General features: G+C 37.8%; 14 protein-coding genes. 6 read left to right on the forward strand and 8 right to left on the reverse strand.

Annotated elements, in window-relative coordinates:
- Positions 1–210: 210 nt before the first annotated feature.
- The 5 genes from BEN71_RS03430 to BEN71_RS03450 form a co-directional block, all read right to left on the reverse strand.
- Positions 211–1,317, reverse strand: a complete 1,107-nt coding sequence (locus tag BEN71_RS03430) for an alpha-hydroxy acid oxidase (RefSeq protein ID WP_068973060.1) — start codon at positions 1,315–1,317, stop codon at positions 211–213.
- Between the two features lie 2 nt (positions 1,318–1,319).
- Positions 1,320–2,003, reverse strand: a complete 684-nt coding sequence (locus tag BEN71_RS03435; protein ID WP_068973061.1) for a Fe2+-dependent dioxygenase — start codon at positions 2,001–2,003, stop codon at positions 1,320–1,322.
- 116 nt (positions 2,004–2,119) lie between these two features.
- The gene (locus BEN71_RS03440; RefSeq protein WP_068973062.1) at positions 2,120–4,336 is read right to left on the reverse strand and encodes a TonB-dependent siderophore receptor; all 2,217 of its coding nucleotides are present in this window, start codon (positions 4,334–4,336) and stop codon (positions 2,120–2,122) included.
- 353 nt (positions 4,337–4,689) lie between these two features.
- Positions 4,690–7,002, reverse strand: a complete 2,313-nt coding sequence (locus tag BEN71_RS03445) for a TonB-dependent receptor (protein ID WP_068973063.1) — start codon at positions 7,000–7,002, stop codon at positions 4,690–4,692.
- A 406-nt stretch (positions 7,003–7,408) separates the two neighbouring features.
- Entirely contained in the window at positions 7,409–9,586 is a 2,178-nt protein-coding gene (locus tag BEN71_RS03450) for a TonB-dependent receptor domain-containing protein (protein WP_068973064.1), read from the reverse strand.
- A 267-nt stretch (positions 9,587–9,853) separates the two neighbouring features.
- Between BEN71_RS03450 and tig the strand changes: the two genes are divergently transcribed.
- The 4 genes from tig to BEN71_RS03470 all read left to right on the forward strand — a co-directional run bounded on the left by tig (position 9,854) and on the right by BEN71_RS03470 (position 14,262).
- Positions 9,854–11,185, forward strand: coding sequence for a trigger factor (gene tig / locus BEN71_RS03455; RefSeq protein ID WP_068973065.1), 1,332 nt, complete (start codon positions 9,854–9,856; stop codon positions 11,183–11,185).
- 187 nt (positions 11,186–11,372) lie between these two features.
- Positions 11,373–11,984 (forward strand): ATP-dependent Clp endopeptidase proteolytic subunit ClpP, encoded by a 612-nt coding sequence (clpP, locus tag BEN71_RS03460; RefSeq protein ID WP_068973066.1) that lies wholly within the window; start codon positions 11,373–11,375, stop codon positions 11,982–11,984.
- 36 nt (positions 11,985–12,020) lie between these two features.
- Positions 12,021–13,331: an ATP-dependent Clp protease ATP-binding subunit ClpX gene (gene clpX / locus BEN71_RS03465; protein WP_068973067.1), complete on the forward strand. Its 1,311-nt coding sequence runs from the start codon at positions 12,021–12,023 to the stop codon at positions 13,329–13,331.
- 181 nt (positions 13,332–13,512) lie between these two features.
- Positions 13,513–14,262 (forward strand): DUF2846 domain-containing protein, encoded by a 750-nt coding sequence (locus BEN71_RS03470; RefSeq protein WP_068973068.1) that lies wholly within the window; start codon positions 13,513–13,515, stop codon positions 14,260–14,262.
- 45 nt (positions 14,263–14,307) lie between these two features.
- Here BEN71_RS03470 and BEN71_RS03475 read toward each other — a convergent pair whose 3' ends face one another.
- The 3 genes from BEN71_RS03475 to BEN71_RS03485 form a co-directional block, all read right to left on the reverse strand.
- A complete protein-coding gene (locus BEN71_RS03475; protein WP_068973069.1) occupies positions 14,308–14,841 on the reverse strand; it encodes a DUF2059 domain-containing protein in 534 nt (177 codons plus the stop codon).
- 48 nt (positions 14,842–14,889) lie between these two features.
- On the reverse strand, positions 14,890–15,438 hold the full coding sequence (locus BEN71_RS03480; RefSeq protein ID WP_068973070.1) for a DUF2059 domain-containing protein: 549 nt from the start codon (positions 15,436–15,438) through the stop codon (positions 14,890–14,892).
- An 82-nt stretch (positions 15,439–15,520) separates the two neighbouring features.
- Complete coding sequence (locus BEN71_RS03485) at positions 15,521–17,047, reverse strand: fumarate hydratase (RefSeq protein WP_068973071.1); 1,527 nt, start codon at positions 17,045–17,047, stop codon at positions 15,521–15,523.
- Between the two features lie 526 nt (positions 17,048–17,573).
- On the opposite strand from BEN71_RS03485, the gene BEN71_RS03490 reads away from it, so the two are divergent.
- Together BEN71_RS03490 and BEN71_RS03495 are read left to right on the forward strand one after the other, a co-directional pair.
- A complete protein-coding gene (locus BEN71_RS03490) occupies positions 17,574–18,206 on the forward strand; it encodes a class I SAM-dependent DNA methyltransferase (protein WP_068973072.1) in 633 nt (210 codons plus the stop codon).
- A gap of 56 nt (positions 18,207–18,262) precedes the next feature.
- Entirely contained in the window at positions 18,263–18,910 is a 648-nt protein-coding gene (locus BEN71_RS03495; protein ID WP_068973073.1) for a DUF6348 family protein, read from the forward strand.
- Positions 18,911–18,978: the final 68 nt, after the last annotated feature.

The raw sequence follows: 18,978 nt of genomic DNA on the forward strand, positions 1-18,978 counted from the left end.
GATTGTGTCTATCTGTTCAATTTACAAGTGTTTTTACAAAAAATGCTGTAAATTTAAATAAGCTTCATCGTGGGTAATACAACGCAGCTTATATACGGATGACTTGCAAATGGTTTAACTTGAGATTAATTCTAAAACAGTTATCTTGGAAATAATTTCCTTAATTTGCACAAAAAATATAAGTTGAGAGAAAAATTTCCTTTAAAAAGTCTAATCTTGAAAAATATATTCTTTATTAATTTCTTTCACGGTAGCTGTTCCCATTAAAGCCATGGTAATTTCAAATTCTTCCTTCAAGATTTTCAATACATGTGCCACACCTAAAGCCCCTGCGACGGACAAGCCGTAAATCGCAGGACGACCAATCAAGACCGCAGCAGCACCCATTGCCAAAGCTTTGAAAACATCAGTTCCACGACGGATACCGCCATCGAGTAATAATGGAAAATCAGCAGGGACAACAGCTTTGATTCTTTCTAAGGCTTTCAATGGTGAAATAGAAGTATCTAAAACACGCCCGCCGTGATTAGAAATGATTAAGCCTTGCACACCGATTTCTACTGCTTTTTTAGCATCAAGCGGATGTAGTACGCCTTTTAAAATCACAGGTAAATCTGTGTTTGCAATGATAAATTCGATGTCTGCCCATTTCGGTGCAATTTGCATTAAGCCATTAAATACAGGATGTTGATGCGCTTCTAATTCAGGTAGGGGAATATGTGCAGGTGTATGTGGATGTTGCATGCCTTCAGGTAGTTGGAAAAACACACGACGCTCACGATCACGAATGCCTGTATGTGGGGAATCCACTGTAATCACAATCGCTTTAAAATTTTGTTGCTCTGCAAGTCGAACCAAAGCCAATGATTTTTCCCGATCACCTTGCCAATACAGTTGAAACCATTTCAAAGGATTTTCTTGTTTTAAATGTCGCATGTCGGTATTGGTAAAGGTACTCAATACCATATTGCTTCCCAATACTTCAGCTGCCAAAGCGGTGGCTGCTTCTGCATCAGGATGGAACTGTTGTTGATGTCCAATCGGTGCAAGAAAAATCGGATGCTGAAATTTCTGTCCAAAGATTTCAATCTCGGTTGAACCTTGCGTTAGATCATTGAGCAATCTTGGAACGAGTTGAATGTTTTGAAACTGTTGTAAATTATTTCTGACACTCTGTTCATCCATTGCACCGCCTTGTAGATAGTGCCATACCATCTCTGACAAATGCTTTTGTGCTTGAATTTCATAATCCGCAATGGTTTGTAAATACGCAGGGATCTGTGTCAATGGTGCGAGGATTTGCTGTGCTTCAGCCATGTTTATAAATCTCCCCATTGACGAAGCAAATTATGATAATGGCTAGTCAAACTCACCACTTCTTCATTGTCACCTAACTGTTGGCGTAGTTTGATAATCGTCATATCTAGATTAAACAACATGGTGCGTTGCCAATCATCTTTGACCATGCTTTGCATCCATGTAAATGCCGCGATACGTTTTCCTGAAGTGACAGGTTCAACACGATGTAAACTGGTCGCAGGGTAGAGGATCGCATCACCTGCATCGAGTTTAACTTCATGACAACCATAGTTATCTTCGACGATCAGTTCACCACCTTCGTATTCTTCAGGATCAGATAAAAAAACAGTCATCGACACATCGGTACGAATCATTTGCCCTGTGAGTGATGAAAATTGCACTGCATTATCCACATGATTACCGTAGTTTCCACTGTCCTGATAGCAATTTAACATCGGTTGTAAAATGTGTTTAGGCAGTCCTGCTGATTGTACCAAAAGATTGTTTTTGAGCGCTTTTAAAACTTGAGTTGAGATCTCTTGGTAGACTTCGTGATGAACATCAACTTGTAAATTATTCTTAATCCGTTGAGCTTGTGAGCCTGCACTTAATTTGCCATTGAGCCAAAGTTTTTCATCTTGTAACTGTGCTCGAAACTCAGCGACTTGTTGTTTTGTTAATACTGCTGGAATATGTAACATCATTGGCTTGGATCACTCTTTGAAACAATATTTTGTACAAATAATAAAGTAGTACACTCGCTAAGAATGTACTACTTTTTGACATTCAACTAAATGTAAATTTAGGAGAATTTGAACTTTTAGAACTTGTAGTTTACCGATAATGCAGCAGAACGAGGTTGTCCAATAGAAACACGACTACCTCCATTATTCAGTGTATTGAGGTACTCTTTATCTGCAAGGTTATAGACGTTTAAGTTCACTGAGGCATTTTTAAAGCTATAACCTGCTAGAGCGTCAAAAACCACATAACCTGGAATAGAAGGCATTGCTGCTGGAGCTGTACTGTCGGTGATTACACGTTTTTGATCATCTACATATCGAGCACCTAGACCGATGTTAAACCCTTTGTATTTGTAAGTAGACCATAAACTTGCAGTCCATTCAGGTGACCAACGAACATTATCAGTTTTTGTCACTACTCCAGTTGTTGCATTGACACTGATTTGATCTTCTTGCTCAGTTTTCATGTGAGCAATACCCGCTGAGATGTTCCAAGCATCGGTTAGTTTACCTACAGCACTGAGTTCAACACCTTTAACGATAGTTTTACCTTCTTGCACAGATTCAAGGGTGATCGCATCTTGAGTAAATTGATTCTCATTGACAGTGTAATATGCCGCCGCATTGACCGCTAATTTGTCATTAAGCAAGTCCCACTTTGTGCCCACTTCATAGTTATGTGTTTCTTGCGGCTTCGCTGCTGAACTATTCGCTCCTGTTGCAGATAAGCTAAAGTTTGCACTGCCTGGAGGTGTCAATGATTTTGCATATGCAGCATAGACACTACTTTTTTCTGTTGGTTTAAACAGTGCGCCTAATTTCCAACTGACTAAAGTATCGTGAGCAGAAAAAGAACTGAGTACGTTGGTTGCGCTGAGTGAATCATAATCTGTGTCGTAATAATCAACACGAATGCCTGTGTTAAACTGTAAGCGGTTATCTAACATTTTTAAAGTATCAAATAAGAACACAGCCGCGGTATCCGTTTGACCATCATTTTTTGCACCTGTATGTGTAACTGGTGCAAATACGTCAGTTTTATAATTTGGTCTATAAAGATTTGCAGGCGTCGTCGTTGTACCTGTTGCAGCAGCCAGCGGTTTTGTGATTTGTTGCTCTTGTAAGAGTTCTAATCCAGCAACTACATTGTGTTCAATTGCCCCAGTTTTAACATTCCAGTTTAAGGTTGACTGGTTTGCTAAAATTTTATTGGTCTGATCTACCCCTTGTCTTGAACGTGTTAGTGTCCATTTTGAAGGATCTGTAGAATTGTTGCGATTGAGTGCACCAGTCCCTGTAAGTACTCGATCCATTTGGGTTTTGCCAAGGCGTGTTAAATTAGTAAACTTTAAATTGTTGGCTAAATCACTTTCGATTTTTGCACTCACTAAATTAGAGTCAATATCTTCATAATCATTTTTGCTACCATAATAATTTTCAAAATCTACTTTTGGTGCTGTCGCTAAAATAGAGTCTGCATTCCAGAAACCTTTATGCCCAACGGCAGGGATGCCACCATCTGGAATATTACGTTGACGCACATGTTGGGAATATAGATAGAAGCGTGTATCTGTATCTAAACCAAAGGCGATCGATGGTGCGATGGCATAGCTATTACTTTCTACGACATCACGACCTTCCACACCACCATCTTGTCCCATGACATTGAGGCGAACAGCAGTACTTCCATTAATGGCTTGGTTTAAGTCAGCTGATAAACGACCATTTTCTGCGGTGTTATAACGTGCTGAAACAGAACGGCTGTTAGTCAGAGAGGGGAGTTTGCTCACAAGATTAATATAACCTGATGCTGAACCACGACCTGTTTCAGAACCTGATGGACCTTTTACAACTTCGATCTGTTCTAAGTTGAATACATCACGGCTGATTGCACCTAAGTCACGGATACCATCAAGATAAGTAGAGGTCTGGGTTGAAAAACCACGCATTTGGAACGTATCACCAGCACTGGTATTCCCATTTTCACCAAGCTGTAAGGTAATTCCTGGTGTGTTGCGCAAAGCTTCGACTAAAGAAGTTGCACCTTGTTCTTGAATAATTGCTTTTGAAATAATCGAAACTGTTTGAGGTGTATCAACCAAAGGCTGTGTGTATTTTGCTGAACTTACTTTATCTACTTTATAAGGATTCTCTTCTGTCTTTTCAGCTTTAACATCTATCGTAGGTAGCTGAGAAACATCAGTTTGCGCAGCATGTACAAATAAAGGCAACGATGCAGCGATTGCAATAAATGATGCGGATTTATTGAGTTTACGGCTTTTAATTTGTGCCATGTTGGAATCCCTTAAAATAGATAATTCATGTTCATAAGCACTGCACAATAGTTCTGGAGAAAATTGTGCAGAGTTCATGAATACTTTGTTAAATAGTGTAACAATGGTGCGAATAATAATGAGAATACTTATCAATAACAATGGTGATTATTCTTATTTATATTTGGAAATTATGTTTGATTTTTAAGTTTTGATTTATTAAAACAATAATGAAAACGATGAAAGCATGTCTTTAACTATATGAATAATGAGATTTTTTTAATATTTGGTAAAATTTAACTACTTAAAGACAAGCATAAAAATAGCCCCTAGGAGTAGGGGCTATTTTATAGTTCGATCAGTGTATTGAAAACTTAGTATTTAAAGTTTAAAGATAATACTGCACTACGACCTTCAGCTTCTGTTGCATAATGTGAAGAATATGCTTTAGTGAAGTAGCGTTTGTCTGAAAGGTTGTTTAGGTTAAGTTGTAAATCAACATTTTTGTTTACGTTATAACGTGCCATAGCATCGTAACGGACATAACCTGGTACAAATTTAGTATTTGCAGCATTGCCATAGACTTTATCCATTGCAATAGCACCAACACCTAAATTTAACTGTGGAAGTACTTGGTAAGTCGTCCAAAGAGTAGCTGAGTTTTTAGCAACGTTTTGAACTTGGTTCCCTTCATTTGTTTCTTTTGGACCATCATCAACAAGTTCGCTATCTAAATAGGTATAACCAGCGCTTACAGCCCATTTTTCAGTGATATTGCCATTAGCACCAAGTTCAAGACCATCTACACGAGTTTCACCGATATTACGTGTAAATCCATCAGTAGTAACTGCTTTGGTATTTTCTTTTTCAGTACGGAAAATTGCAGCAGTTAAGTTTAGCTTATCATTTAGAACATCCCATTTTGTGCCAATTTCATAAGTTTTAACTTCTTCTGGCTTTAAATTGTTCATCGCACGAGCTTGTTCTTCTGTCGTGTTACGACCTGGCGCACCGATCCCTTCTGAGCCATCGCCACCATCTACACCGACAGGATTTGCAGAGGTAGCATAGCTGATATAAACAGAACCATTTTCGCGTGGTTTAAATGTTAAACCAGCTTGGTAATTGAAAAAGTCTGAGTCACTGTTCAGTTTAAGTTTGTCACCTACTTTAGCTGTAGGTTTTGCAGCTGTCACAGCACTGTTTAATGCGCCATAAGTCATGACCTGATCTGTTTCAAACTTATCCCAGCGAACACCAAGATCAAGGATCCATTGCGGGTTAAATTCAATGCTATCCAGGAAATATACAGAGGTGGATTTAGACTGGATGTTGTATTGGTCAGCGCCTTGAGTACTTAACGTTCCATTGAAACCATAGCGTTCAGGGTTATTGACATTAACACATCCAGGACCTGTAGATGTCACTGCTGAACCACAAGCATACGAAGTACCTGTAGCGTCCTTACCGTTGATAATATACTGGGTACGATCAGTTTCCTGGTCTGAATATTCAGCACCTAAGTTGAAGCTGTGTTTGAGTGCGCCTGTATTAAATTTACCTGTCAGAGCCAGCTGATCAGTAAATGTATCTGTATCAGCAATACGGGAGTTTGCACGTGCCCAGACATTGCCTGTTAATGCACCTGTAGCAGAGTAGAAGTTACCTTTAGAGTCATCAGGGTTTGTCCAGAGGTAATCATTTTTAGACTTGTTATATACTGCCGTATTAGTAAGTGTTAAATCATCAGTTAAATCATGTTCTAATTTGATCGTACCTACTTGATTTTCTTGTTTTTGGAAATCACGGTCTTTCCATCCATAATAGATGCCTTGTTTAACATCAATAGGTTTACCATTTCCGTTCAAACCAGCATTTGCATTGGTTGCTGCAAATGGATTGTTGTAAGGAATACCTGAATCAGGAGTATCGTCAGTTCTTAAGTAATAATAGCTTAACGTCGCACGAGTTGGTGTATCTAAACCAAAAGTAATACTTGGTGCAATACCTGCACGTTTGTATTCAGCGCCATCATCTTGACCTGCTTTTTCGTTATGGTGACCCATCACAGCAACACGTGCTGCAACGCCGTTACCAAAGTCTTTGTTACCATCTAAAGTAATACGTTGATAGTTATCTGTACCGCCTGCAACAGAACCTTCTAAAAAGTCACCTTTTTTAGCAACTTTAGAAATCATATTGATGCTACCACCTGAAGTACCAGCACCGCCCATAGCAGATGCAGAACCTTTGGTCACTTCAACTTGTTCTACAGCGAACATTTCACGGTTTTGTGAAGTTGAATTACGTACACCGTCAACATACATAGAGCTTTCAGAGTTATAACCGCGAATGAAAGGACGGTCACCATTTGGATTACCACCTTCACCTGCACCCAAAGTAATACCAGGAACGGTACGAAGTGCATCACTCAAAGTTGTAACCTGAGTATCCTCGATCAATTGTTTTGAGATCACAGAAACTGACTTAGGCGTATCTAGTAAAGGTGCAACAAATTTTTTATTTGCAGATTCATCTACTTTTAAACTTTGTTCAGCAGTCGCTTGTGCTTTAATTGTTGGAAGTTGTGTTGTTTCTTCTTGTGCGATCGCTGCTGTTGCAATAACAGAAAGAGAAGAGGCGATTGCGGTTGAAACAATCTTTTTGCGTGATTTGATAAAAGACATACGTGACTCACAAAGAGTAGTGTAAATTTGTATGCGAATAATAATGATTCTTGTTTTTTATTGCATCTGTTTTTTATTGAAATTGTCGATGGTTTTCTCATTAAAATTCGTCTAAATAAATTAAGGAAAAGATATTTTTAAAATAAAATATTGATATTTATTTAATTTTTTTCAAATTGAAATATTTCAAAATGTTAAAAAAAGGATGATTCATTGATGCTGTTTTATCATTAAGTAAGTTTGTTGAAGATTCAAACAGCTTTTTAAAATGAGGTTTGAGAGAATCTGGAACAATAAAAAATAAAATGGTTTTTTTGCTTTAAGTTATAGTTATTATTGCAAATAAATATAGCCCTGTATTAACAGGGCTATATTTAAAAAACAACTTGTTATTGATTATAGAGTCTTAAAAATCATAAGAAAGTGATAACCAGTAATTTCTACCTGGGAGGTAAGTACCAGACATACCAGAACCAATCACCATGTAATCATAATAAGAAGCAGGGTCACCATTAGCGTCTATATAACTACCATTCTTAGTAAAGTCTTTGTCTAACAAGTTATTTATAGCGCCTGTTACACGAATATTGTCAGAAATTGAATAATTTGCACCTAAATTAAATAAATTATAGCCTTTCAATTTATTTCCAGTCGCTTGATAAATGATGGCAGCATCACCAGAAGTTTGTTCTGTATTATAGCGTTTACGCTCAGACTTATATTCATGTTGTAACCAAAGGTCAAATGCATTGTTGATATGCCATGTTGATGTCATATTGAATGCATTTTTAGGCACATTACTTAAATATGAACCTTTGTTTTCCCCTTTAGTGATTTCAGACTCCATGTAAGTATAGGCAGCTTTAACATCCCATTCTGGAATAATGCTGTACTTCAAACTGAGTTCAACACCTTTAGTCTCTGCTTCATCTGCATTGATACTTTGGGAAAATGTATCTTGTGTGATGTGTGCACCATAGCTCACACAATTTGGTCTATTTGGTGTTGTAGTAAAGGAACAGTTTAATAGGTCTGGGCCATCTGTGATTAGATTCTTAATTTTATTAAAGAAAGCAGTGGTAGTTAGGTCTAAATTACCATTGTTATAGTTAAAGCCTAACTCATAGTTAATAGACTCTTCAGGTTTCAAATTTGGTGAACCAATTTGGAAATTTGCCCCTTGACCACTCACACCAATTACGCCGTCATGTAGTGCTTTTGGTGAGGGTGCTTTGTATCCTGTACTTACACCACCTTTTAGCGTCCACTCATCTGATGCATTCCATACAAAATACCCACGAGGACTAAATTGACCACCAAAACCTGAATGGTCTTCGTAGCGCCCACCGAAAGTAAATGCTAAGTTATCCATAAGATGCCATTCATCTTCTGCATAAAAAGAGTAGGAATCTTTGTCAAACTTAGCCCCCATACCTGCAAGATCATCGGCAACTTCTGCTTTTTTATATTCAGCACCAACTGTTAAGGTGTGATTAGCAATAGGTGCGATAATGTGAGTATCGGCAACAAGATCAGTATTTTTTAGGTGACGATCAGCACCTGCATATGCATTTTTAGCGAATGTACCTGTTGGTATTGTTCGACCTTTGGTTTCCGTTTCAGTCTGGCTAACATAAGAGTTCCATTTACCAAAAGCGTAGTTTCCTTCATGACCGAGTGAATATTGTTCTCGGTTAAATTCTAGCTCATCTTTATATCCACGGGCGCGACTAGCAGTATCTTGAGTTCCTAGACGATCTCCAGCATTACTATACGTTTGGCTTGATTGGAAACCATCAACCCAAAAATTATTCTGATCATTGAGTTTGAAATTAACCTTTCCACCGATATCGTAAACATCTGCTTCAGATGGGCGTGGATCACGTCCCGAAGTACTAGGAATACGCTCAGATTTTTGACGATCGAGGAAGCTACCACGTAACTGTAAACCTAAAACGTCATTAATTAATGGGCCATTCAGGACGAAGCTTGTTTTCCATGAGTCAGCTTCTTTATTATTTTCCATAACATTACCACTTAGAGTAACGTTACCACTCCACGTATCAGTCACTTTTTTTGTAATAATATTGATGACTCCACCCATAGCTTCTGAGCCATAGCGTGTAGCCATAGGGCCACGAATAACTTCAATACGTTCAATTGCTGCTAATGGCGGTAAAAAACCATTTGAAGATTCGCCAAATCCATTTGGTGTAACATCTGATGAAGTCGTTTGACGACGACCATCAATTAAAATAAGGCTATATTCATTGCCTAATCCACGCATTTTTATATTTAAACCTGATGTTTTACCAATACCATCTCGAATATCAATACCTGGAATATCTGAAAGTAAATCTGAAATGCTTGTTGCATTTTTCTTTTCAATATCATCCTTTGTCACAATACTAATACTTGCAGGCGCATTTTTAATATCTTGCTCAAATCCAGATGCAGTAACCACAATCGTAGAAAGTTGATGAGATGTCGTAGTGTTTTCAGGACTGGCTGTATTTGCAAATGCTGAACTTGCAGTAATGCTCAGGATCGCAAGTGCGAGTGGGCAGAGTGGGGATGTACTCATAAATAGAATTCCAAGTGGACGAGATAAATATATGAAAATAAATAAAATATAAAAAACAAGCAAATGATAATGATAAAGTTTATCGTTTGCAATAAGAAATATACAAAAATGAGTAATTATTCTAAAACATTGAAAAAAATAATAATGACTAGAAAGCTAAGAAAAAAAACGATAGTTTCGTTATCCTGTTTTGTATATCCTTTAATGTTGTCATATAATGTGGCACTTTTTAAAAAACTGTAATTACTAAATTCTATCGAGGAAGCCATGCAAGTAACTTCTGAAGCGGTTTCGGGCGTTGCCCGTCGTTTAAATGTATCTGTACCGACGAGCCGTGTGAACGCGCAATTTGAAGCTCGCTTAAAACGCACTGCTAAAACTGCGAAAATCAATGGTTTCCGTCCAGGTAAAGTGCCATTAGACGTTGTACGTCGCGAATATGGTGCGGGTATTTATCAAGAAGTAGTGAACGATGTAATTCGTGACACTGTTTTTGAAGCGATTCAACAAGAAAAAATCAACGCTGTTGGTATGCCGAATATCGACAAAGTTGAAAACAAAGATGATACTTTAGTTTATCAAGCAACTGTAGAAGTTTACCCTGAAGTTGAAGTTAAATTTGACGGTCTTGAAGTAACACGTAAATCATCTGAAGTGAATGACAAAGATGTAGACGTAATGCTTGAAAACCTTCAAAAGCAACGTGCTGAATGGACTGAAACTAAAGGCATGGCTAAAAAAGACATGCAAGTAACTTTCGATTTCGAAGGTACTGTTGATGGTGAGAAGTTTGAAGGCGGCGCTGCTGAAGACTTTAAACTTGTATTAGGTTCTGGTCGTATGATCCCTGGCTTCGAAGACGGTATCGTTGGTATGAAGAAAGGCGAAGAGAAAGTTATCGACGTAACTTTCCCAGAAGACTACCAAGCTGAAAACCTTGCAGGTAAAGCTGCTCAATTCAAAATCACTGTGAAGCTTGTTGAAAAACAAAAACTTCCTGAAATTGATGCTGAATTCTTAAAAATCTTTGGTTTAACTGAAGAAGAAGGCGTTGAAAAATTAAAAGCTGACGTTCGTAAAAACATGGAACGTGAAGTGAAAAACGGTCTTCGTAACCAAGTGAAAGGTGCAACTTTTGATGCGCTTGTTGCTGCGAACGAAGTTGAAGTTCCTGAGTCTATGTTAGCTCAAGAAATTGACCGTCAACGTCAACAAATGATTCAACAATTCACTCAACAGTTTGGTGCTCAAGGTGCAAAAGCATTTGACAGCAGCATGCTTCCAGATGAATTGTTCAAAGAGCAAGCTGAAAAATCAGTTAAACTTGGCATTTTAGTAAGCAAAGTATTAGCTGATGCTAAACTAGAAGTTGATCAAGCTCTAGTTGAAGCTTATATCGAAGATATGGCTTCTTCTTATGAAGATCCAACTGAAGTGATCGAATACTTCAAAAATGACAAACAACAACGTGCTCAAATCGAAGGCGTTGTGTTAGAAGATCAAGTGGTTGATCACATTCTTGCTGCTGCAAAAGTGACTGACGAAGCTGTAAGCTACCAAGATTTGTTAAAAGAACAACAAGCGCGTCAACAAGGCTAAGTTGTTTGATTTAAAAAAGGCGCTTCGGCGCCTTTTTTTATGAAGTTGTAAATAAATTATTCGATTCATTCACAATACTTATGCAAAAAATATCTGATATTTAGTTGGGAATATTTTGCATTTTCAGCAATTATCCCGCATATTGTGAACATGAGTGCAGTTACAAGAATTCAGGAATAAATAACATATGTATGTTCCATCAATTGAAAACGCTTTAGTGCCAATGGTCGTTGAACAATCTTCTCGTGGTGAGCGTTCTTTCGATATTTTTTCACGTCTTTTACGTGAGCGTGTGATTTTTTTAACAGGTGAAGTTGAAGACAACATGGCCAACCTTATCGTTGCGCAAATGTTGTTTTTAGAAGCTGAAAATCCTGATAAAGATATTCATTTATATATCAACTCACCAGGTGGTTCGGTGACTGCGGGTATGGCGATTTACGATACCATGCAATTCATTAAGCCAGATGTTGTGACGTATTGTATGGGTCAAGCAGCATCTATGGGTGCATTCTTATTGAATGCGGGTGCAAAAGGTAAGCGTTACTGTCTTGAAAATGCACGTGTTATGATTCACCAACCATTAGGTGGTTTCCGTGGTCAAGCATCTGATATTGAAATTCATGCACGTGAAATTTTATTTATCAAAGAACGTTTAAATCGTTTGATGGCTGAACACAGTGGTCAAGATTATGAGCGTGTTGCAAAAGATACAGATCGTGATAATTTCATGACAGCGCAACAAGCCAAAGAATATGGTTTAGTGGATCAGGTGTTAAGCAAACGCCCTCAAGACTAAACATTTAAAGATAAGATTTAAGAATTTGGAGTGAAAATGTCCGATCTTCCTCAAGGACAAAAGCATTGTTCATTTTGCGGTAAAACGCAGTCTGAAGTCGGTAAGCTGATTGCAGGCGAGGACGCGTATATTTGTAATGAATGCGTGGACGTATGCTTAGACTTAGTTCAAACAAGTCAGCAAGTGGAAACTGGTGATTGGGCATCACGTCCGTTACCAAAACCACATGAAATTCGTGCGGCTTTGGATCAGTATGTTATTGGTCAAGACACTGCGAAAAAAACATTGTCTGTGGCAGTGTATAACCATTACAAGCGCTTAAAAGTCACTCAATCTGCAAATAAACCTAAAGATGCAATTGAACTTGCGAAGAGTAATATTTTGCTGATTGGACCAACAGGTTCAGGTAAAACATTGCTTGCACAAACGCTTGCACGCTTGCTTGATGTGCCTTTTGCGATGGCAGATGCGACGACATTAACTGAAGCGGGTTATGTCGGTGAAGATGTTGAAAACATCATTCAAAAGCTGTTGCAAAAAGCGGATTATGATGTAGAAAAGGCACAAAAGGGCATTATCTACATTGATGAAATTGACAAGATTACGCGTAAATCTGAAAATCCATCAATCACTCGTGATGTGTCTGGTGAAGGTGTACAACAAGCATTGTTAAAAATGATTGAAGGTACAGTTGCATCAATTCCTCCTCAAGGCGGTCGTAAGCATCCACAGCAAGAGTTTATTCAAGTCGATACTTCGAATATTTTGTTTATTTGTGGTGGTGCTTTCGCAGGTTTAGAGAAAGTTGTTCAACAGCGCCAAGAAAAAGGCGGTATTGGTTTTACTGCTGCTGTGAAGAATAAAGATGATACCAAGAAAGTATCTGAATTGTTCCGTCAGGTTGAAGCGACTGACCTTGTTAAATTTGGTTTAATTCCAGAGTTTATTGGTCGTTTGCCCGTGATTGCGACACTTGAAGAACTTGATGAAGAAGCTTTAATGCAAATTTTGACTGAACCAAAAAATGCTTTAACGCGTCAATATCAGTATCTCTTCGAGATGGAAAATGTCGATCTTTTATTTGAAGATTCTGCATTGCGTGCGGTTGCGAAAAAGGCGCTTGAACGTAATACAGGTGCGCGTGGTCTACGTTCGATTCTGGAAAATGTATTGCTTGAAACCATGTATGACTTACCAAGCCGTACAGACGTGGGCACAGTTGTGATTAATGAAGCTGTGATCAATGATAAAGCAGAACCTGAGTTTAGAGCAGAACGTCAACCAAAGCAGGATGATGTTGAAGTTGAAAAAGTGGATTTAAAAGTACTTGATACAAAATCAGCTTAAATGCTGGTTTTGATTGAATTGACTTTGCAATTCATCTGAAACGTGTAATTAGCTTGACTATTTACACGTTTTTTTATTTTTAAAAAGTCATTGAAATGTTAAGCTGACTGTGGAAAATAGTGTTTATTCAAATTATTTTTATTAAATAACGAAAATAAAAAATACGCGGTGAGGGAAAATCATGCGTTACTTAGGTCTAATCATTTTGGTCAGTTGTGGGTTAACAGCTTGCCAAAGTCATAAAGCAATTGAACAGCAATCCACGAAAGTTGTATCAACTTTAAATCCGATTGATTTTAAAAAAGAAGATTCATTTGTTCATGAAAAACTGGATCAATATAAAGTAGGTGGTTTTTCAGTTGGCTCTTGGGTAAATCAAACCCCAGGACAATATTTTAAACTGGTTAAACCTCAAAGTGCTCAAGCTGCTGTGGTTTATTTTTATCGTGCAGATAGTAAATGGAATCGCCAGGAAATTATTCCCACAAACTTCTTTTTAAATGGAAAACGTATTCCAAGTTTGATTAGTAATCATTATTACTGGATTGAGCTTGCACCAGGGGATTATAAGTTAAGTCTGAGTCGCCCTCTGGCTGTTTTCCATTTCCAAAAGCCTAAAGTTGCCTATTTTACTGTTGAAGAGGGTGGGCAGTATTTTGTGAAATATGAAGAAGAAAAATTCCGTGGTGGTCCAAATGGTGAAGCAGGTTTATTGCGTGTTGGACCTTTGATGCAAATGCCAACTCGTCAAGGTTTAAAAGAAATAGCGATGACTCAACTTAAATCACCAGGCTTAAACTTTGTTGCTGAAGTGACTGCTGATGGGCGTGTGCTTAAACCGAAACAAGAAATTAAAGGTGAAGCATACAAAGTCAGTGATGATGTGCATTTGGCGACACCATTTAAATTATGGAACCCAATGACTTGGTGATGTGTTGAATATAAAAAAAGAGAGCGTAGCTCTCTTTTTTTATATTTATTTGTTCTCGGCAGCTTTTTTTAACGTATCTAGTTTTTTATTAATTTCCTTAAAATCAGCTGCTGTTGTCTGCATACTCGACATCAATTTTGTATTCATAAGTGCCATGGTTTCTTGAGCGACTTGTGGTGTTTTTTTCAGAATAGATTGCCCTACGGTACTCGAATAAAAGTCGATTTGTGCTTGAATTTCTTCTGCGCTGTAAACCTCTTTATAAATTTTTTGATAAAGTGGTTTCATTTGATCCCAAGACACGGTCTTCTGGCTTTGAGTATAAAGTTTATCGGAAAGTTCATTGGCAACGATTTGTTCTTGTGGACTGAGCTGATCTTTCTTTACCGTCATTTTGACAATTTGATATGCCTGTTGATCTAACTGAGGGCGGATTTTTTGTATGGTCTCTTGCAAAAGTGTATCAAGATTCATGACATTGAGAAGTTGTTGTATTTGTTGATCAGATGCAGGTGCTGCAAAAGTTAGATTTGCTGTCAGACATGAACCGATTAAAAAAAGCTGTGGCAATAATTTCATAAAATACCTGAGTGATTGAACGTCATCTTGATTGAATTTACAAAGGTCTTAAGGTTGAGTTGGGAGAATTGGTTTGAGTATGGCTTCCATTTTGGCTTTGAGTACTTTTTGGTTTTCAGGTTTGAGCATTTGTTTCTGAGAGAATAAGGTTGTTTCCTGTAATATCTCAGTCATTAAACTATTCGTTTTATTATTGATGGATTGTCCGAGTGGCGTGCTTAAAAAAGCAATGTTGGCTTGGACTTCTTCTTCAGTAAAAGTCTTTTTGAACAATGCTTTAAACATATTTGTAAATTCAGGATTGGTGACGAGATTTTGCTGTACTTCTGTATATAGCGCACTGATTTGTAAGACTGCATTTTGCTGTTCAATATTCAGTGTCTGAGCACCTGTAATTTGACGGACAAGGTCTTCAGCTTGCTCATCAAAGTAAGGTTGCATATCTCGAGTACTTTGTTTAAAAATTTCTGAGATATTAGAAAGTTGTATAAGTTTATCGACACTTTTATCGGTCGCAACTGTCGCAAAAGCCGTAGATTGAATTCCCCAGATGAAACATGTAAACAGCATTGGTGCTAAGATTCGTGTTATTTTCATTATTCAACTCAAAATAAAAAAGCACCCTAATCATAGGATGCTTTTTCATTAAGATACAAGTTGTATCTTTCTAAATCTCGGGTTAGTTCGCAGTAGCATCAACCACTGGAATTTTTCCAATTTTTGCTTGCCAGATTTTAGGTGCAATGGCGTGGATAGATGTACCATTGACATCCACAGCAACAGATACAGGCATGTCTTGTACTTTGAATTTGTAAATAGCTTCCATACCCAAGTCAGCAAATGCAACGACTTTAGCTTCACGGATTGCTTTAGATACAAGGTAAGCCGCACCACCTACAGCCATCAAATAAGTTGCTTTGTTGTCTTTGATTGCTTCAACCGCAGCAGGACCACGATCCGCTTTACCAATCATACCGAACATACCGGTTGCTTCTAAGACTTGGCGAGTGAACTTATCCATACGTGTTGCAGTCGTAGGACCAGCAGGACCAACAACTTCATCACCCACAGGATCTACTGGACCAACGTAGTAAATAAATTTACCTTTAAGGTCGACAGGAAGCTGTTCACCTTTATTCAACATATCAACCATACGTTTGTGCGCAGCGTCACGACCTGTATAGATTGTTCCGTTTAAAAGCAATGTATCACCTGGTTGCCAAGTGTTCATTTCTTCTTGAGTGATGTTGTCTAGGTCAACACGTTTAGATTGTGAAGAATCCCAAGTCACTTCAGGATAGTCAGAAAGTTTAGGTGCTTGAATGTGTGCAACGCCTGAACCATCTAATTGGAAATGAGCGTGACGAGTTGCAGCACAGTTCGGGATCATACCGACTGGTTTACCCGCAGCGTGGCAAGGGTAGTCTTTGATTTTAATATCAAGAACTGTGGTTAAACCACCAAGACCTTGCGCACCAATACCCAGCGCATTCACTTTTTCGAAGATTTCAATACGAAGTTCTTCAAGTTTGCTTTGTGGACCACGGCGAAGTAATTCGTCCATATCCAACTCTTCCATCAATGCTTCTTTAGCAAGCATCATGGCCTTTTCAGCAGTACCACCAATACCGATACCCAACATACCAGGCGGACACCAACCTGCACCCATTGTTGGAACAGTTTTAAGTACCCAATCCACGATTGAATCTGATGGGTTTAACATAGCAAGTTTAGATTTGTTTTCTGAACCGCCACCCTTAGCTGCAACAGTAATATCTACTTTGTTACCAGGAACAAGTTTGTGATAAATCACAGCAGGGGTGTTGTCTTTGGTATTCTTACGACCAAATGCAGGATCAGCAAGAACCGATGCACGTAGAATATTTGAATTTTCTAGGTAGCCTTGGCGTACACCTTCGTTAATCGCATCGTCTAAGCTCATGGTTAAATCAAATTTAACATCCATGCCCACTTCAACGAATACGTTCACAATACCAGTATCTTGACAGATTGGACGATGACCTTCTGCACACATACGTGAGTTAATTAAGATTTGTGCAATTGCATCCTTGGCAGCTTTGTTCTCTTCACGATCATAAGCACGGCTCATCGCTTGGATGAAGTCTTGTGGGTGATAGTAAGAAATGAACTGAAGCGCATCCTTGACCGATGTGATCAAGTCATCTTGCTTGATAATAGTTGTCATATCGAAAATCTCTTGAGCGGGCTGATAGCTAGCGGGCTAAATTATACGTGATAATCCAAGTTTTGTCGGCACTTTGCTTAAGATTTGGTCTAAAGTTTAATAAATTACATCAGGCAATTTTTTGTCATATTTCAGCGTGAAAATCGTGAATATCTGTCGTATAAAAGCGGGATTTTGAAATATTAATGATTTATTTTAGAAATAATTAATTTATAAGTATTTGAATATTAATAATTAATTTTATTAATATAGTAAATTTTCTAAATATGACATCATTGTCATATATTTGTCATAAAACTTTCACATAATAAGCCTGTCCAAAAATGAGTAATGAAATATGACAATTTCGAGTATCTTAATGGTTGTGGGCTTTAGCGTTTATATTGCAGCAACTTGGATGTACGGTCAGAAAGAAGATCAAGTCTAACGCTTTATCTTCTTTTTTATGTTTCAAAATTTTTAAATACAACAATAAATACTTTCCCGATTTATACTGATCATAAAAATTATTCCTCTGTTTTCGACTATGATAGATCAAACTTATCTTTCTGAAAATATTATTGAAATTTACAAAAAACATGGTCATGCATGGACTGAACTACGTGGAGAATATCTTTATGAGCAAGCATGGCTTGACCGATTTTTAGCTTTACTTCCGCAAAATTCTAATATTCTAGATTTAGGCTGCGGTTCAGGCAAACCAATTGCCCAATATTTGATTGAAAAAGGACATAAAGTTACAGGTGTAGATGCATCCGACTGTATGATCACAATGGCACAGCAGAATTTTTCATCACACTCTTTTTCCAATTTGCATTGGATAAACGCAGATATGCGAACTTTGGAATTAAAGCAAAAGTTTCAAGGGATGATTGCGTGGGATAGTTTTTTTCATCTCACACCAAATGATCAGCGTACGATGTTCCAGCAATTTACAAAATTTTCAGAACAGGGCACAGCTTTAATGTTCACAAGTGGTCCTGCGCATGGTGAAGCAGTTGGTGATCTGTTTGGTGATGCTTTGTATCATGCCAGTTTGTCACTAGAAGAATATCGTGAATTATTCCAAATTTACGGTTTCGAGGAGGTGTTGATGATCGCGGAAGATCAAGACTGCACAGGGCATACGGTGTGGTTGGTGAGGAAAATAAGAGATTGACCATCGTGACTTGGCACTGTTAAATGTGGAAAGTATTTCATTAAAAGAATAAATCAATGCACTCGATTCCAATTATTGAACCTATTCAGCAGTTATTTGAACAGCATAATATTCCCTACGCAATGGAACAGGATTGGTTGGTTCCATATCAGGATTTCACACAGTATCCAGCAATTCGAGCTTTATGGTTTCCTTACACGGTAAATGGCTGTTTACAGATTGAAGTGTTACATCATGATAGTGAGTTGATGATTGAGTGCTTTGCAGGGATTGGAGAAGACAATGATGCTATTACGGATGCTTTGCAAAATTTTTGCTTAAATTCATTTCATGTATTTGCTGTTGCATTTTGGGATTTACCACAAGGTGATCAGGTCACCATTGAACAATGGGAAATCCAAGGGGTAACTTATCAGGCTTATTTGGGTGCGATGGGAACACGTTTAATGAGTAATGATGAATTCCCTACTTTACCTGAAAATTGGTTCGATAGTTTTTCCTCCGAGATCCAGAAAGAATCAAACTTAGATACTTTGGCGTGGTTTCGATTATTCATCGGAAATAATCAGGGAGATTTGACGGTTGAAGTATTGAGGAATAATGATGTTTGTGAAGAAATACAAAAAGTGATGCGTGAATTAGATTGGATAACATTAGATGGGTATTATAGTATTCGTCATTTTATGATTTTAAAAGTACAGTAAGATAGATAAGATATAAGAATAAGTTAGGTTTGTCTTAAAAGACTTATGTTATCTTGATGTTAATCTAT

Origin of the sequence: Acinetobacter wuhouensis, from assembly GCF_001696605.3 — a bacterium.
Lineage (GTDB): Bacteria > Pseudomonadota > Gammaproteobacteria > Pseudomonadales > Moraxellaceae > Acinetobacter > Acinetobacter wuhouensis.

Bases quoted from the DNA above. Each gene is read 5' to 3' on its own strand.
- BEN71_RS03445 (WP_068973063.1), bottom strand. From the start codon at position 7,002: ATGTCTTTTATCAAATCACGCAAAAAGATTGTTTCAACCGCAATCGCC.
- BEN71_RS03440 (WP_068973062.1), bottom strand. From the start codon at position 4,336: ATGGCACAAATTAAAAGCCGTAAACTCAATAAATCCGCATCATTTATT.
- BEN71_RS03475 (WP_068973069.1), bottom strand. From the start codon at position 14,841: ATGAAATTATTGCCACAGCTTTTTTTAATCGGTTCATGTCTGACAGCA.
- BEN71_RS03490 (WP_068973072.1), top strand. From the start codon at position 17,574: ATGATAGATCAAACTTATCTTTCTGAAAATATTATTGAAATTTACAAA.
- BEN71_RS03450 (WP_068973064.1), bottom strand. From the start codon at position 9,586: ATGAGTACATCCCCACTCTGCCCACTCGCACTTGCGATCCTGAGCATT.
- BEN71_RS03435 (WP_068973061.1), bottom strand. From the start codon at position 2,003: ATGATGTTACATATTCCAGCAGTATTAACAAAACAACAAGTCGCTGAG.
- BEN71_RS03430 (WP_068973060.1), bottom strand. From the start codon at position 1,317: ATGGCTGAAGCACAGCAAATCCTCGCACCATTGACACAGATCCCTGCG.
- tig (WP_068973065.1), top strand. From the start codon at position 9,854: ATGCAAGTAACTTCTGAAGCGGTTTCGGGCGTTGCCCGTCGTTTAAAT.
- BEN71_RS03495 (WP_068973073.1), top strand. From the start codon at position 18,263: ATGCACTCGATTCCAATTATTGAACCTATTCAGCAGTTATTTGAACAG.
- clpP (WP_068973066.1), top strand. From the start codon at position 11,373: ATGTATGTTCCATCAATTGAAAACGCTTTAGTGCCAATGGTCGTTGAA.
- BEN71_RS03485 (WP_068973071.1), bottom strand. From the start codon at position 17,047: ATGACAACTATTATCAAGCAAGATGACTTGATCACATCGGTCAAGGAT.
- BEN71_RS03470 (WP_068973068.1), top strand. From the start codon at position 13,513: ATGCGTTACTTAGGTCTAATCATTTTGGTCAGTTGTGGGTTAACAGCT.
- clpX (WP_068973067.1), top strand. From the start codon at position 12,021: ATGTCCGATCTTCCTCAAGGACAAAAGCATTGTTCATTTTGCGGTAAA.
- BEN71_RS03480 (WP_068973070.1), bottom strand. From the start codon at position 15,438: ATGAAAATAACACGAATCTTAGCACCAATGCTGTTTACATGTTTCATC.